Annotated in this window: 16 protein-coding genes; 6 read left to right on the top strand and 10 right to left on the bottom strand. The window is 70.9% G+C overall.

Annotation, left to right across the window (positions count from 1 at the left end; all coding sequences use genetic code 11):
• Positions 1-211: 211 nt before the first annotated feature.
• Entirely contained in the window at positions 212-1,105 is an 894-nt protein-coding gene (locus ACFWI4_RS21030; RefSeq protein WP_387198327.1) for an aldo/keto reductase, read from the bottom strand.
• A complete protein-coding gene (locus tag ACFWI4_RS21025) occupies positions 1,102-1,266 on the bottom strand; it encodes a hypothetical protein (RefSeq protein WP_387198324.1) in 165 nt (54 codons plus the stop codon). The genes ACFWI4_RS21030 and ACFWI4_RS21025 overlap by 4 nt, the downstream gene beginning before the upstream one ends.
• Before the next feature lie 528 nt (positions 1,267-1,794).
• On the opposite strand from ACFWI4_RS21025, the gene ACFWI4_RS21020 reads away from it, so the two are divergent.
• Positions 1,795-2,148 carry a DUF6247 family protein gene (locus ACFWI4_RS21020; protein ID WP_387198420.1) on the top strand — a complete coding sequence of 118 codons (354 nt, stop codon included), beginning with the start codon at positions 1,795-1,797 and terminating at the stop codon, positions 2,146-2,148.
• A gap of 42 nt (positions 2,149-2,190) precedes the next feature.
• The gene (locus ACFWI4_RS21015) at positions 2,191-2,418 is read left to right on the top strand and encodes a hypothetical protein (protein WP_387198322.1); all 228 of its coding nucleotides are present in this window, start codon (positions 2,191-2,193) and stop codon (positions 2,416-2,418) included.
• 107 nt (positions 2,419-2,525) lie between these two features.
• Here ACFWI4_RS21015 and ACFWI4_RS21010 read toward each other — a convergent pair whose 3' ends face one another.
• Complete coding sequence (locus tag ACFWI4_RS21010) at positions 2,526-3,353, bottom strand: ZIP family metal transporter (protein ID WP_387198319.1); 828 nt, start codon at positions 3,351-3,353, stop codon at positions 2,526-2,528.
• A gap of 289 nt (positions 3,354-3,642) precedes the next feature.
• On the bottom strand, positions 3,643-4,185 hold the full coding sequence (locus tag ACFWI4_RS21005; RefSeq protein ID WP_387198316.1) for a hypothetical protein: 543 nt from the start codon (positions 4,183-4,185) through the stop codon (positions 3,643-3,645).
• Between the two features lie 269 nt (positions 4,186-4,454).
• Between ACFWI4_RS21005 and ACFWI4_RS21000 the strand changes: the two genes are divergently transcribed.
• A complete protein-coding gene (locus ACFWI4_RS21000) occupies positions 4,455-5,684 on the top strand; it encodes a serine hydrolase domain-containing protein (RefSeq protein ID WP_387198313.1) in 1,230 nt (409 codons plus the stop codon).
• Between the two features lie 83 nt (positions 5,685-5,767).
• On the opposite strand, the gene ACFWI4_RS20995 is transcribed toward ACFWI4_RS21000, so the two are convergent.
• On the bottom strand, positions 5,768-6,808 hold the full coding sequence (locus tag ACFWI4_RS20995; RefSeq protein ID WP_385402199.1) for an NAD(P)-dependent alcohol dehydrogenase: 1,041 nt from the start codon (positions 6,806-6,808) through the stop codon (positions 5,768-5,770).
• A 173-nt stretch (positions 6,809-6,981) separates the two neighbouring features.
• Here ACFWI4_RS20995 and ACFWI4_RS20990 point away from each other — a divergent pair, with 173 nt between their 5' ends.
• Positions 6,982-7,896, top strand: a complete 915-nt coding sequence (locus ACFWI4_RS20990; protein ID WP_387198310.1) for a helix-turn-helix domain-containing protein — start codon at positions 6,982-6,984, stop codon at positions 7,894-7,896.
• Positions 7,897-7,953: 57 nt separating this feature from the next.
• Here ACFWI4_RS20990 and ACFWI4_RS20985 read toward each other — a convergent pair whose 3' ends face one another.
• The 5 genes from ACFWI4_RS20985 to ACFWI4_RS20965 form a co-directional block, all read right to left on the bottom strand.
• Positions 7,954-8,724 (bottom strand): group II truncated hemoglobin, encoded by a 771-nt coding sequence (locus ACFWI4_RS20985; protein WP_387198307.1) that lies wholly within the window; start codon positions 8,722-8,724, stop codon positions 7,954-7,956.
• A gap of 107 nt (positions 8,725-8,831) precedes the next feature.
• Complete coding sequence (locus tag ACFWI4_RS20980) at positions 8,832-9,515, bottom strand: ABC transporter ATP-binding protein (protein ID WP_387198304.1); 684 nt, start codon at positions 9,513-9,515, stop codon at positions 8,832-8,834.
• Positions 9,516-9,555: 40 nt separating this feature from the next.
• Complete coding sequence (locus ACFWI4_RS20975) at positions 9,556-11,016, bottom strand: ABC transporter permease (protein WP_387198301.1); 1,461 nt, start codon at positions 11,014-11,016, stop codon at positions 9,556-9,558.
• Positions 11,017-11,179: 163 nt separating this feature from the next.
• Complete coding sequence (locus tag ACFWI4_RS20970; protein ID WP_385402187.1) at positions 11,180-12,448, bottom strand: Ig-like domain-containing protein; 1,269 nt, start codon at positions 12,446-12,448, stop codon at positions 11,180-11,182.
• A 225-nt stretch (positions 12,449-12,673) separates the two neighbouring features.
• Positions 12,674-13,018 carry a hypothetical protein gene (locus tag ACFWI4_RS20965; RefSeq protein ID WP_385402184.1) on the bottom strand — a complete coding sequence of 115 codons (345 nt, stop codon included), beginning with the start codon at positions 13,016-13,018 and terminating at the stop codon, positions 12,674-12,676.
• A 110-nt stretch (positions 13,019-13,128) separates the two neighbouring features.
• Here ACFWI4_RS20965 and ACFWI4_RS20960 point away from each other — a divergent pair, with 110 nt between their 5' ends.
• Positions 13,129-13,488, top strand: a complete 360-nt coding sequence (locus ACFWI4_RS20960; protein WP_387198296.1) for a hypothetical protein — start codon at positions 13,129-13,131, stop codon at positions 13,486-13,488.
• A 38-nt stretch (positions 13,489-13,526) separates the two neighbouring features.
• Positions 13,527-14,279 carry a DUF2625 family protein gene (locus ACFWI4_RS20955; protein WP_385402179.1) on the top strand — a complete coding sequence of 251 codons (753 nt, stop codon included), beginning with the start codon at positions 13,527-13,529 and terminating at the stop codon, positions 14,277-14,279.
• Positions 14,280-14,479: the final 200 nt, after the last annotated feature.

The following is a 14,479-nucleotide window of genomic DNA, read 5'->3' as shown; positions in this document are numbered from 1 at the left end:
AGCCGGGGGCTCTCCCGCCCATCGCGCCCGCCAGGGACGTCAGGGATGCCATGGGCGTGAGGGGACTGCACCCCGAGCGGACCGTGAACGGGAATCGGCCACCCGGCTGCTCCCCCGGGACCGGGAGCATCCCGCCGGTGCGGAACTCCTGGCCCAGCCGCGTCCCTGATCGGTGGTCACGCCCCGTGGACGGCCACGGCCCGGGTTCCGGTCAGCCGGCGGGGGCTTCGCCGGAGCGGGGGTCGACGGCGTCGAGGGTGGCGAGGGCCGCGGCGTCGAGGGTGATCCCACCGGCCGTCATGTTGGCCTCCAGGTGGGCGGCGTCGGCGGTGCCGGGGATGAGCAGCACGTTCGGGGCGTGGTGCAGCAGCCAGGCGAGGCCGATCTGTGAGGGCGTGACGCCCAGGGAAGCGGCCACGGCCCGCACCGCCGGGTCGCCGGTCACCTTGGGCAGGCCCGGGAAGGCCCCGCCGAGCGGGAAGAACGGCACCCAGGCGATGCCCTCGGCCGCGCACAGCCGGAGCATGTCCTCGTCGGCGCGGGAGACGAGGCTGTAAGCGTTCTGCACGCAGACGATGCCCGCGGGCAGGGCGCGGCGCAGGCCGTCGAGGGGGACGCCGCTCAGGCCGATCGCGCCGATCTTCCCCTCGTCGCGCAGGGCGGTCATCACCGCGAGCTGGTCGTCGAGGCCGACGATCTGATCGCCGTCGGCGCGCAGGCCGGGGCCTGAGTCGAGACGGCGGAGGTTGACCACCGGGAGCCGGTCGGTGCCGAGGCTTCGCAGGTTGTCCTCGACACTGGCGCGCAGCTGCTCGGGACGCTGCGCCAGCCGCAGCGGCAGCGGCCCGCCCGGGTCGGGATCGGCACCGACCTTCGTGACGACCAGGACGCCGTCCTCGGGGCGCAGTGCCTCGCGGATCACGTCGTTGGCGAAACCGAAGCCGTAGAACTCGGCGGTGTCCACGTGGTCGACGCCCAGCTCGACCGCGCGGCGCAGCAGCGCGACGGCCTCACCGCGGCGGTCGTGCAGACGCTGGAGCTGCATGGCGCCGTAGCCGATCCGGGAGACCGTGCGGTCCGCCAACGAAGCGGTGGTGGTGGTCATGACGTCGTCTCCTCGATCGGCGATCGCAGGGCGGTGCGCAGCAGTTCGGCCAAGTGGAACGCCATCACCTGGTCGGCGATCGGGGTGACCCGCTCCCGGGCCTCGGGCGGGTCGAGGTACTCGACCTCGACCATGTAGGCCATGACGCGGTCGTGCACCATGGCGCGCAGCCGGTCGATCGTGTCGACGACGATGGCGCGGACGGCGAGGCTGGTGGTCGCCCGCCCCAGGCCTGCACGCCGACGCGGGCCTCGGCGGGATCGATCGCGGCGATCAGGAGGGCGAGCAGGTCGTCGGGGTCGGGCGGGGTGTCGCTCGTGGCGTGGTCACCAAGGGTTTCGGCGCGCTTGGCGAGAACGCGTGGGCGGAGGCCTGGACCGGGTCGGCCTTGCTGCGGCGCGCTCTGCTTGCGGGCCCCACCCTACAGATTGGCCACTCCGTTCGACCTGCCCGAGCGAGACCTGCGGCTCAAGGCCCTTGCCGCACCCGTCCCTGCGACTCTGCCTCTCGGACGAGGCCTCACGGGGCTGCGCGGCCAGGACGACCTCATCGCCCACCTTCAGGGCTGGGGGGAGGGAGCTCGCCCCGAAACAGCTGAATCGCTTCTCCGTCACTCGTTCGAGCGGAGGGAAGGCGCTCGTGCCCGATAGGCTGAGGCGCGGGACAGAATCGCGCCCATGGGAGCAGCCATGACCACCCCTGCCGCTGAGCAGCCACTCATCCCTCAGCCGCCCGCAACGGTCGCCGCGCTACGACAGGCCGTGAGCCAGATCGCGCCTGCCGCCCTCCCCGCCTTCACACGCGAGCTGGACCAGGCGGCCGACCAGTCCCGGCAGGGCTCTGATCTCGCCCCCCTCCGGCGATTCGTCACCCAGTGGGCCGTCTACGTCCACATCCAACGCCAACCCGGCCTGGCCGCGGATCTCCGCCGCTGGGAGGACACCGCCGAAGCGGGCGACGCCACGCAGGCACGACAGGCGGCCGCCGAGATCGGACGGCTTCTCGACGAAGCTCACGCCGCCGTCGGTCTCCCGACCCGGTGAGCTCGGACTGGCAACTGGGAGTACGACCCTGATCACGATCACGTGGCGGGCGGCCTCCCGGCCCACGTCGTCGCGGAAGTCGAACGCCTGGCCGGCCAACTCGTCGAACTCGCCAGTACGGGAATCGACGTCTCCGATCTCGGCAATGGCCCAAGACCGGGCGGTCTACGTCGGATGGACGCGGCCGGCGGTTGGTTCTACTTCCTCGTGGCCCTGCGCGATCCGCTCATCATCGTCTTCCGCATCGTTCCCCCGTTCGACGCCCTGTAGCAACCGCACCCGCGTGGCGCTCCGAGGCCGGGCCGGCGTGTCCGACCGGTCCATGGTCCGGCAGCCGGCCGCCGTGAGACCCCCCTCGGCGCCTCCGTGGTCGTCGTTCAGGCGCCCGCCGCCGTGACGACGGCGTCCGTGGCGAAGCCCAGGAGCAGGCCCGTCAGGATGCACCAGGTGGTGAGGGTCTTGAGGCCGGTCCTGCGGGCGACGGCCAGGAGTTCGATCACCACGTAGAGGATCGAGCCGGCGGCGAGGCCGAGGAAGGCGATCGAGAGGGTGTCGTCGACGAGGTGCTGGCCGACGACCGTGCCGAGGAAGGTGGGGCCGCCGCCGATCAGGCCGAGCCAGAGCAGCGTGAGCCAGGACGGGCGCTCGCCCTCGGCGGCGAGCGGGGCGACGATGCCGAAGCCCTCGGTGGCGTTGTGCAGGCCGAACCCGATGATCAGCAGGACGGCGAGCGAGAGTTCACCCTTGGCGGCGGAGTTGCCGATGGCCAGGCCCTCGGCGAAGTTGTGCAGGCCGATACCGGTGGCGATCATCAGCGCGAGCGAGCCCGCCTGGCTGCGGGTCGCCGGGGCCAGCTCGGTGGTGGCGGCGGCGCCGGGTCCCGCGGGGCGCGCGGCGGCGGCCCGGCGGCGGGCCATCCAGCCGTCGTAGTGCACGAGCCCGGCCAGCCCGAGGGTCAGCCCTGCCGCCAGGGTGCCGCCTCCGGAGGCGACCGAGCCCCAGTCGTGGTCGGCGAGCGCCCCGTCGACCGGCTCCCAGGCGTGCGTCAGGACGTCCCACACGAGGAAGACCAGGATGCCGATCGCGACGGCGTTCAGGCCCGCCTTGAGGCGGGGTGTCGGCGTACGCAGGCGGCCGATGGGGAGGCCGAGATAGATGGTGAAGCCCGCTATGGCTCCGAGCAGGACGACGTTGGCGCTGGACATGGATTCTCCGGTCTGACGTTCGGGGACGCCCAGAAGTTAAGACAGGGAAGGCTTACCTAACAAGAGAGAAGGCCGGCCTTCGGAGAACCTTGGTCAAGCCATTACGCGACGGTGCGGAGCCCCCGGAACCCCGCATCGGGCCAACTGCGGTACGCCGCCGACGAATTGGTCACGCGAGGCGCCGGACGAGCTCATCCCGGGTGTCCGGACAGTTCGCGGCGGCCCGCGGCACCGACCGGCAGCCGCGTCCGGGCGCCGCACCGGGACGCGTCCCGCCCCGCGGCGCCCCTCAGCCTCCGAACGCGATCCCCGCCACCCCGCCGATCAGGGCGCTGGCCAGGGTCGCCGCGAGGAGCGCGGCGAGCGGGATCAGCAGCCGCCGGGGTCTGACGCGGGCCCCGGTCACGGCGTTCACGGCCGTGGCTCCCAGGACCAGTACCGCCAGGCCGAGCAGGGAGACCGCCAGCCAGCCGAACACGGCGCCCGCGCCCGTTCGTTCGTAGCCGCCGGAGGCCGTCCGCCGCACGTCCACCGTGCGGCCGACGGACAGGTGGTCGGCGATCGTGGCCCGCGGATCCACCGTCGTCCCGTCGTCGGAACGGAAGACGCCGTGGCAGTGCACACTCCGGTGGTTCCCGTAGCCGCTCCAGGTGCAGGCCTCGACCCTGAGACGGCCGGACGTGCCCTCCAGGCCCGAGGCGTAGGCGACATGGGTCACCGCGAGCCAGGTGACGACCGCGCCCACGGCGAACAGACCGGCGATCACGAGGAACAGACTCGCCCTCGGCACCCCCTCCCGCAGCCTCTCGCGACGGTTCGTCCGTCCGCTCATCGCGCCCCCTTCCGCCCCCGGACCACGGCCGCCCCGTCCCGGATCACAGCCGCCCCGCTCCCGGACCCTGGCCGTCCCGTTCTCCCGCGCCATACAGCAGACCCACGACCGCGCCCCATGGTTGTGGGCGGCGCCCGCGTGGCTCCGATCGAGTGGACTTGCCGGACCGTTGATCGGACCGGAGCCCCGGTCGGCGCCCCGGGTGGTGGTGTTGCCGTCTGTTCCCGTGTCCCCCGTGACCTGGACCTGATCCGGAAGAGGCGCCCCCCATGCGACACCGCTCCTACCGCCGTCCGTTCGCCGCCGCCCTGCTCGCCGCGTCCGTGCTGGCCCCGATGACGGCCACCCCCGCCGCCGCCCTCCGCCCGGCGGACGCCCCGACCCGCGGCGCCCGCGCGACCGGCACCGGCGGATACGGCCAGGACGACACCGCGCGCGACAGCCTGAGCCCCGCGCTGAGCGCACGGCTGGACAAGGCCGTCGCGGACGTCCGCAGGCAGGCGAACATCCCCGGTGTCGTGGTCGGGCTCTGGATGCCCGGCAGGGGGAACTACGTCCGCGCGACCGGCGTCGCCGACACCACCACCCGCAAGCCGATGTCCGTCGACTCCTACGTCCGGATCGGCAGCGAGACCAAGACCTTCACCGTCACCGCGCTGCTCGAACTCGTCGACCGGCACCGGGTCCGGCTGGACGACCCGATCTCCCGCTACGTCCACGGCGTCCCGAACGGCCGGAACATCACGCTGCGCCAGCTCGCCGAGATGCGCAGCGGACTGTTCCCGTACACCTCGGACCCGGACTTCGTGCACGACCTGCTGAGCAACCCCCAGCGGGTCTTCACCCCGCGGGAGCTGCTCGCGTACGGCTTCAAGCACCGGAACACGTTCGCGCCCGGCGCGCAGTTCGAGTACTCCAACACCAACCTCGTCCTGCTCGGCCTGGTCGTCGAGAAGGCCGGCGGGCAGAAGCTGCGCGACGTCATCCACCAGCGCGTCCTGCGCCCCGCGGGCCTGCGCCACACGCTGTTCCCGAAGGGCAACGAGTTCCCGGAGCCGCACCCGCAGGGGTACACCGACCAGACGCTGACCGGCGAGGTCGCGAACTCCACGAACTGGAACCCGAGCTGGGCCTGGGCGGCCGGGGCGATGATCTCGAACCTGCACGACCTGCGGCGCTGGGCCAAGGTCGTCGCCACCGGCACGCTGCTCAGCCCCGCCACCCAGGCCCAGCGCCTGAAGACGCTGCCGACCGGCTTCCCCGGCACGTCGTACGGCCTGGGCATCTTCAACGCCAGCGGCTGGATCGGGCACAACGGCTCCCTGCCGGGCTACGAGACCGTGACCGTCTACCTGCCCTCGAAGAAGGCCACCCTGGTCGTCATGCTCAACACCGACACCACCTACCAGGGCCAGGAACCGTCCACGCTGGTCGCCAGGGCCGTCACGCAGATCGTCACCCCGGACAACGTCTACGCGGGCGCGGTCGTCGGACGCTGACGTGAAAGGGGGCCGTCACGGTCGTACGACCGTGACGGCCCCCTTCCTGTCCTGCCCGGCGGCCGGGACCGCCGGGCCGGCCGCTAGAGGGTGGCCGCGTCGATCACGAAGCGGTAGCGGACGTCGCTCGCCAGCACCCGCTCGTACGCCTCGTTGATCTCGGAGGCCTCGATGAGCTCGATCTCGGCGCCGAAGCCGTGCTCGGCACAGAAGTCCAGCATCTCCTGGGTCTCGCGGATGCCGCCGATGCCGGAGCCCGCGAGGGTCTTGCGGCCGCCGATCACCGAGAACAGGTTGAGCCGGACCGGCTCCTCGGGCGCGCCCACGTTCACGAACGCGCCGTCGGTGCGCAGCAGGGACAGATAGGCGTCCAGGTCCAGCGGCGCGGAGACGGTGGACAGGATCAGGTCGAAGGTGCCGCGCAGCGCCTTGAAGGTCTCCGGGTCGCTGGTGGCGTGGTAGTGGTCGGCGCCCAGCTTCAGGCCGTCGTCCTTCTTGCGCAGCGACTGGGAGAGGACCGTGACCTCGGCGCCGAGCGCGTGCGCGATCTTGACGCCCATGTGGCCGAGACCGCCCATGCCGAGCACGGCGACCTTCTTGCCGGGGCCCGCGTTCCAGTGCTTGAGCGGGGAGTACGTGGTGATCCCGGCGCAGAGCAGCGGCGCGGCGACGTCGAGGGAGATGCCGTCGGGGATGCGCAGGGTGTAGTTCTCGTCGACGACGATCTTCTCGGAGTAGCCGCCGTAGGTGGGCTCGCCGTCCTTGCCGACGGAGTTGTACGTGCCGACGCCGCCGCCGGTGCAGTACTGCTCGAGACCGGCCACGCAGTTGTCGCACTCACGGCAGGAGTCGACCAGGCAGCCGACGCCCACGCGGTCGCCGACCTTGAACTTGGTGACGCCGGAGCCGACCTCCTCGACGATGCCGGCGATCTCGTGGCCCGGCACCATCGGGAAGGCCGCCTTGCCCCAGCCCTCGCGGGCCTGGTGGATGTCGGAGTGGCAGATGCCGGCGAACTTGATGTCGATCAGGACGTCGTGCTCCCTGACCGCGCGGCGCTCGATCGTGGTGCGCTCCAGCGGAGCCTTGGCGGCGGGTGCGGCGTAAGCGACGACAGTGGTCATGCCGGGGTTCTCCTCGGGAGGGGGGTGTCCGTGCCCGGCGGACTCGGTCCGGGCACGGCGTCCAGCCTGCCCGGTCCCACGCGTTTCACCCAGACCACGGTTCTGCGTACGTCCGCCGGTCCTACCACTGGCGGGGTCAGGCTCCGTGTCGTACGACCGTTGATACTGGACATATGGATGAACAGCCCTCCGCGGGCCCCGCCGGTGAGGCGGCCCACTCCCTCGACCGGCGCGCCGAGCTGAGCGAGTTCCTGCGCAGCCGACGGGCCCGGCTGAAGCCGGAGGACGTCGGGCTGCCCGACTTCGGGCGGCACCGCCGGGTGCCGGGGCTGCGCCGCGAGGAGCTGGCCCAGCTGGCCGGGGTGTCCGTCGCCTACTACACGCGCCTGGAGCAGGGCCAGGGCCGCAATGTGTCGGCGGAGGTGCTGGACGCCATCGCGCGGGCGCTGCGGCTGACGGACGCCGAGCACAACCACCTCACGCATCTCGCGAAGCCCAAGCAGCACAAGAAGAAGCAGACGGCCCGGCCGCAGCAGGTGCGCGGCTCGCTGCGCCAGCTCCTCGACACGCTCGACCACGTCCCCGCGTACATCACCGGGCGGCGCTCCGACGTGCTCGTCTGGAACCGGATGGCCGCCGCGGTGTTCGGGGACTGGTCGGAGCTGCCGCCGCAGGAGCGGAACTGGGCGCGGATGGTCTTCCTGCGGCCCGAGTACCGGGAGCTGTTCGTGGAGTGGGAGCAGAAGGCGATCGACATCGTCTGCATGCTGCGCATGGACGCGGGCTGTCATCCGGACGATCCCCGGCTGGCCGCGCTGGTCGGGGAGCTGTCGGTGAAGAGCGAGGACTTCCGGCGGCTGTGGGCGACGCACGACGTGAAGGAGAAGAGCCACGGGCTGAAGCTGCTGCGGCATCCGCTGGTGGGCGATCTCGCGTTGCAGTTCGAGTCGTTCCGGCTGATCGGTGACGGTGAGCTGGCGCTGGTCACGTATCACGCGGAGCCGGAGTCGGCTTCGGCCGAGGCGCTGCGGCTGCTGGCGTCGTGGGGAACGGACGCGACCCGGGCGGGCTCGTCCGCTCCCCGGTAGCCCGCCCGCCCGAGCCCGGGTACCGCGGGCCGGCTCGGGACCCCGGGCATGCCTGGGCTACGGCCGGTAGGGCGGTGCCGCTCCCCAGGTCCACTTCGGTACGGGCTGCTCCCCCGGAGGTGTCGCGTCCGGGCCCGAGTAGTACACGGCAAGCCGCGTGCCCCACTCCGCGTACGCGAGGAAGGCGGAGCGGAACTCGGCGTCGGTGGGCAGTCCCGCGTCGTCGGCGGCGTCCTGGAGCAGGTTGACCCAGCGGCGGCGCTGCGGCTCCGTGATGCCCTTGCCCAGGTGCTTGGCGACCATGTGGCCGTGGCCGCCCTGGGTCTCGGAGTACGCGTGCGGTCCGCCGAAGACCTCGCCGAGCCAGAGGGCGACATGGGCGGCGTGCTCGGGCGCGAGGTCCGCGAACAGCGGCGCGAGGAGGTCGTCCTTGAGGACCTTGTCGTAGAACGCCTCGGTGAGACGGGAGAAGGCCTCGGCGCCGCCCGCCCAGGCGTAGAGGGTGGGCTCGGAGGCGCCCCGGCCGCGGACCGAGGTCGGTTTGTAGTGGCGCATCTCCTCGATGCTGCCGATGTACGGGCGGATCTCGGCGAGGAAGCCGGGGAAGAGCTCGGAGGTGCGGAAGCCCTCGACGTGGTCCTCGGTCGAGGTCCAGGTGATCCTCAGGACGAAGTGCTCGAAGTCCTCCTCGCAGCGCGCGAGTTCGTAGTCGACGCACTGCGGGGCCGCGGCGAGCTGGACGGCGGCACGGGTGTAGGCGGCCAGGAACTCGGCCGACCGGTCCTCGGGAATGCGGTACCTGATGTATTCGACTGTCGAGACGGTCATGTCCCCACACAAACACGGAAGGACCACCGGAGGCTCTCTTTCCGGTGGCCCTTTCGCTGCGGGCTCATTCCCGCGGGGCGGGTGCGCGCCACGGTGATGCGCCGCGGTTACGCGCCGGCGTTCTCCTTGACGGTGATCTTCCCCTTGCGGATCGTCGCGACGCGCGGGGCCTTCTTCGCGATCGCGGAGTCGTGGGTGACCATGATGAAGGTCAGCCCGTGCTCCTTCCACATGGCTTCGAGCACCTCCATGATCTCGTCGCGCATGCCCTCGTCGAGGTTGCCGGTGGGCTCGTCGGCGAGCAGCACCTTGGGCTGCTTGACCAGGGCGCGGGCGATCGCCACGCGCTGCTGCTGACCGCCCGAGAGCTCGGCGGGCAGGTGCCCGAGGCGCTCGGCGAGCCCAACGGACTCCAGGGCCGCGGCGGCCCGCTCACGCCGTTCCTTCGCCTTGACCCGCAGCGGTACGAGCGCGGTCTCGACGTTCTCCTGGGCGGTGAGCGTGGGGATCAGGTTGAAGCTCTGGAACACGAAGCCGATGTTCTCGCTGCGCACCCGGGTGAGCTTGGCCTCGGACAGTTTCGCCATGTCGACGCCGTCGAGCTCGACACTGCCCGCGGTGGGACGGTCGAGCCCGCCGAGCATCTGGAGCAGGGTGGACTTGCCGCCGCCGGTGGGGCCCTGGATGACGAGCCGGTCGCCGTCGCCGATCGTCAGATCGATCCCGGCGAGCGCGTTGATCGATTCCTTGCCCCGCACATAGCGCTTGGTGACGCCTCTGAGTTCGTACATGGTGTTACTCCTGGGATACGTAAGTACGTAGGGGCGGGGCTTATTCGACGCGGCGCAGGGCGTCGGCGGGACGCAGCCGGGAGGCGCGCCAGCCGCCGAAGGCACCGGCGATCAGACCGCCGGCCACGGCCAGGGCGACCGCGAGGACGATCGTGTTGACGCTGACCGGCGCGGTGAGCGCGACGTCGAGGGCCTTGGAGGCGCTCTGCCGTGCCGGGCCGCCGAAGCCGCCGCCGCCGAAGCCGCCGCCTCCGCCCGGACCGCCGCGGCCCGCGCTCGCCAGCTGCGCCGTGAGGCTGGGGCTGATCTCGGTGACGACGTAGGCGCCGGCGAGGCCGAGGGCGATGCCGAGGACGCCGCCGACCAGGCCGTTGACGATGGCCTCGCCGACCACCTGGCGGGTCACGCGGCTCGACTTCCAGCCGAGCGCCTTGAGGGTGCCGAACTCGCGCACGCGGCGGGAGACGGCGGAGGACGTGAGCAGGCCCGCGACCAGGAACGCGGCCACGAGCACCGCGATCGACAGCCACTTGCCCACGTTCGAGGCGAGGTTGGAGGCGGTGGACAGGGAGCCGGAGACGGTGCTCGCGAGGTCCGCCGAGGTGGTGACCGTCGTACCCGAGATGTTCTTCTGGATGGTGGTCTTGACGCTGGAGATCTGCTGCGAGTCCGTGGCCTTGACGTAGATCGTCGTGACCTTGTTCTTGGAGCTGCTGAGCGTCTGCGCCTGCTGGAGCGGGATGTAGAGGTTGGCCGCCGCGTCGCCGCTGTCGGGCGTCGCGATGCCGATGATCTTGTACTTGACGCTCTTGATGGTGACGGTGCCACCGAGCTTGAGCTTCTTCTCCTTGGCGTACGACTTGTCCGCGACGACGACCTTGGCGTTCGTCTCGGAGGTCTTGAACGTACGGCCGCTGGTGATCTTCGACGAGGTCAGCGGGCCCAGGGAGGGCTTGGTGACGTCGGTGCCGTAGACCGTGTAGTTGTTGACGTCGAAGTTGGCGCCGCCGCCCTCGACGCGGCCCTGGGGAGCCCCGCCGCCGCCACGCTGCCGGCTGCCGCCGCCGCTGCCCGGGTCCTGCTTGAACTGGCCGCGGGTGAACTGGCCGTTGATACGGATGACCGTGAGGCTCAGGCCGCCGACGGAGTCCGCCACGCCCTTCTGGGAGTCGACCTTGGAGACGGTCGAGGAGGCCAGGGTCTGGAAGCCCTGGACCATGACGCGGTCGCTGCTCTGGTCCGTGCCGGAACCGCTGTCCTTCGCGTCGAAGTTGAAGCGCGGGCGGTCGCTGGTGCCGGCCGCCGCGGCGGCCTTGGTGACCGTCATGTCGGTCCCCAGCCCGTACAGCGACTGGAGGACCTTGCCCTGGGCCTTCTCCATGCCCGAGGACACGGAACTGACCACGATGACCAGGGCGATGCCCAGGGCGAGCCCGGAGGCGACGACGAGGGCCGCCTTTCTGCGGCGGCGCAGTTCGCGCCTCAGGTAGGTGAAGAACATGTGCCGCAAGCTAGTTACGGCGCGTGATGAAGGAATAAGGCCGAAATAAGAGAACCATGAGAAGGCTGTGGCCGGGCTCGGAACCCCGTGGGAGACGCCGATGCGGCGGTGGCCCGGGGCCACCGCCGCATCAGTGTTCGCTCCTGTCCCGCTGCCGGCCGTCTCAGACGGCCGAACCGGCCTTCCAGGCCGCCCAGTCCAGGTTCCAGCCGTTGAGGCCGTTGTCCGGGGCGATGGTCTTGTCGCCGGTGTTCTTGACGACGACCACGTCACCGACCAGCGAGTGGCTGAAGAACCACGCGGCGGGGGTGTTGGGGTCGTTGGCGCCCTTCGTGTCGGACAGGCCGACACAGCCGTGGCTGGTGTTCACGGAGCCGAAGATGGACTTCGCGCCCCAGTAGTTGCCGTGGATGAAGGTGCCGGAGTTCGACAGACGCATCGCGTGCGGCACGTCCTTGATGTCGTACTCGCCCTTGCCGTCGTCGTTCGTGAAGCCGACCGTCGAACCGTCCATCCGGGTCTCCTTGAACTTCTCGGAGATCACCATCTGGCCCTGGTACGTGGTGTGGTCCGGAGCGCCCGCGGAGATCGGGATGGTCTTGACGACCTTGCCGTCCTGCATGACCTGCATCGTCTTCGTGTTGGCGTCGACGACGGAGACCTGGTTGCGGCCGATCTTGAACGTGACCGTCTTCTGCTGGACGCCGTAGACACCGCTCGCGCCCTGGACCCCGTCGAGGTTCAGCTTGAGGGTGACGGTGGAACCGCCGGTCCAGTAGTTCTCCGGACGGAAGTCCAGGCGGTTGGCGTTGAACCAGTGACCGACCACCTCCTGGCCGCTGCTGGAGGAGACGGTGATCCCCTTCTGCACGGCGGCCTTGTTGGTGATCGCCTTGTCGAAGTTGATCGAGACCGGCATGCCGACACCGACCGTCGAGCCGTCCTCGGGCGTGAAGTTGCCGATGAAGCTGTTGGCCGGGGAGACCGTGGTGAAGGACGCGTTCTCGTGGGCCGTGCGGCCCGCGGAGTCGGCGGCCTCGGCGGCGATCTTGTAAGTGGTCGCGCGCTCCAGCCGGTTCAGGGGCTTCCAGGTCTTCTTGTCGGCCGATATCTGACCGGCGACGGCGGTGCCGGTCGCGGTCTTCATCGTGACCGAGGTGAGCGAGCCCTTGCTGACCGTGACGGCGGTGCCGTTGTTGATCGAGGCGTTGTCCGAGCCGTCCTTGGGCGTGATCGTGATCTGGGCCTCGGACGTCTTCTTGGCCGCCGCCTCGTCGACCTTGGCCTGCGACGTGGGGTCGCCGGTGCCCGAGGCGTCGGTCTTGCCTCCGCCTCCGCTGCACGCAGAGAGCATCAGCACCCCGCCGAGCAGTACGGACGCAGTCGTCAGACGCTTGCGCCGCTTACTGTTCGTCATCACACGCTTCTCCATCGTCGCCGATTCCCGTAAAGGGGCACGGGCCCCATGAACTTCAACGCCACAACCGGTTCACCCCGTTCCACTTCACCCGGAAGTGTGGCCCACGCCACGTCCACCGCGTTCGGCACGCGGACCGGAGCGGTGTGCGGGTGGGGTGCGGAGGCGGATCGTGCGGCGCCGGGGCCGAAAAAACCCCGGACGGCGGTCACCGGCCGGGGCCTTGTCTCCCGGTCCGCGTCAGCCGCGCACGTCTTCCTCGTCGTCCTCCTCGGCATCATCCTCGTCGATGTCCCATTCCGGCGAATCGGGATCGTAGTCGACGGGCTCACTGCTCCAGGAGGCCTGCGCGAGTTCGACCCCGGGCACCTCGCTGACCAGGTCGAACGGGTCCACGAGATAAGCCAGCGCCTCCGCCGTGTCTTCCGTCACTGCGCCCTCGGCGTGGGCCCTTTCCTCGGCCGGCATGTCCGCGTCGTCGCCGATCCGGCTCAGCGCGGCCCGGGTCACGGCCTCGGCATCGTCGATCTCCAGCACGAGTTCGACACGAAGCCGGACAAACCGTGAAGTCTCAGGGGTAGTCATGGGAGGGAGCGTACGGCCCGTGGCATGCGCGACTTTCCCGCGACCCGCGCCTTTCATTAGCATCGGCCCACACGGCCAATTCGCAAGCGCCACAAGGGGATCGATATTTCGTGTCCGCCGCACGTCGATCGTTGCTGACCGCCACCGCAGCGGGGACCCTTCTGGGTGCCCTGTGGTTCGTCCCGTCCGCCAACGCGACCCAGGACGTACCCACGCCGAGCGCATCGGCGCCGGCGTCCGCCCCGGCCGCCGGCGCGACGAAACCGGCGTCCACGGGATCGGACGACGGCGGCCGCACGCTCCCCGGTGGCGACGGGCCGCACGCGCTGTCCGGTGACGACGGGACGCGGCTCGCGGACACCGGTGCGGTGGACACGACGCCGTATCTCGTCGGCGGCACGCTCTTCCTCGGTCTGGGCGCCGGATTCGTGACGTATTCCGTGCGCCGAGAGCGCATGATGGCCTACTGAGCGCACCGACCGCGCGCCTGACAACCCACAGGGAAGCCATGCGAGAGCTGAGCGAGCTGACCGACGTAGAGGAACCGGCCTGGCCGCTGCTGTCCAAGGCGCTCGCCGGCAGCGGGGTGTCCATGGACGTTCCGCCGGTGGACCCCGACCTGGGCCGTGCCAGCCTGCACCAGCTCCAGGTCACCGCACGGTCCTGGCTGGGCGGGATGGTCCTCAACTGCGGTGGCGTGGTGCTGGACAGCGGCTGGCTGCGGATCTACGGCAGCCCGGCCGAGGAGCCCCCGACGGGCGTGCCCGACGGGACGACGGACCTGCCCTCGCTGGCCGAGGTCAACGGGTTCCCCGAGCACTTCGACCCGTACTGGCGCCCGCAGGACGGCGGGCTCGTCGTCGGACACGACGTGCTGGGCGGGGTGTTCGTGCTCAACGGGCCGGACCCGGAGGCGGTGGGCCGGCCCGGCCGGCCGGGCGAGATCGTCTACTTCGCGCCGGACTCCTTGAAGTGGGAGGCGCTCGAAGTGGGCCACGGGGCATGGCTCCAGTGGCTCCTCGACGAGGGCACGGACCAGTTCTACGACACGCTGCGCTGGCCGGGCTGGCGGGCCGAGTCGGGCGCCCTCACGGGCACGCAGGGGCTGTCGGTGGTGCCGTTCCTGTGGTCGGCCGAGGCGCGCCGCGACCTCATGTCGACCAGCCGCCGCGCGGTACCCCTGTCCGAACTCCTCACCCTGCACCGGGACTTCGCCCTGAAACTGGACGGGGTGGACCCGGGCTTCCTGGGCGACGTCTGAACCCCCGCGTCACGGGGGGTCTGTTCACGCGCCCCGAGACGCGCACCGAGGCACGCGCGGGCCGCTCTCCGCGACCCCGCGGCGACCCTGAACTCCCGCGCCACGGGACCTGTCCACCCATCGCCGGGCCGTGCTCCCGTGCCGCGAGGCGGACTCTGGCCGCTCGCCGGGCCCGTGGCGACGCCTGAACCCCAGCGTCA

This window comes from Streptomyces sp. NPDC127038 (assembly GCF_042725875.1).
Classification (GTDB): domain Bacteria; phylum Actinomycetota; class Actinomycetes; order Streptomycetales; family Streptomycetaceae; genus Streptomyces.
The sequence above is the reverse complement of the archived record's forward strand: the minus strand, read 5'-3'. Positions and strand labels throughout refer to the sequence as shown.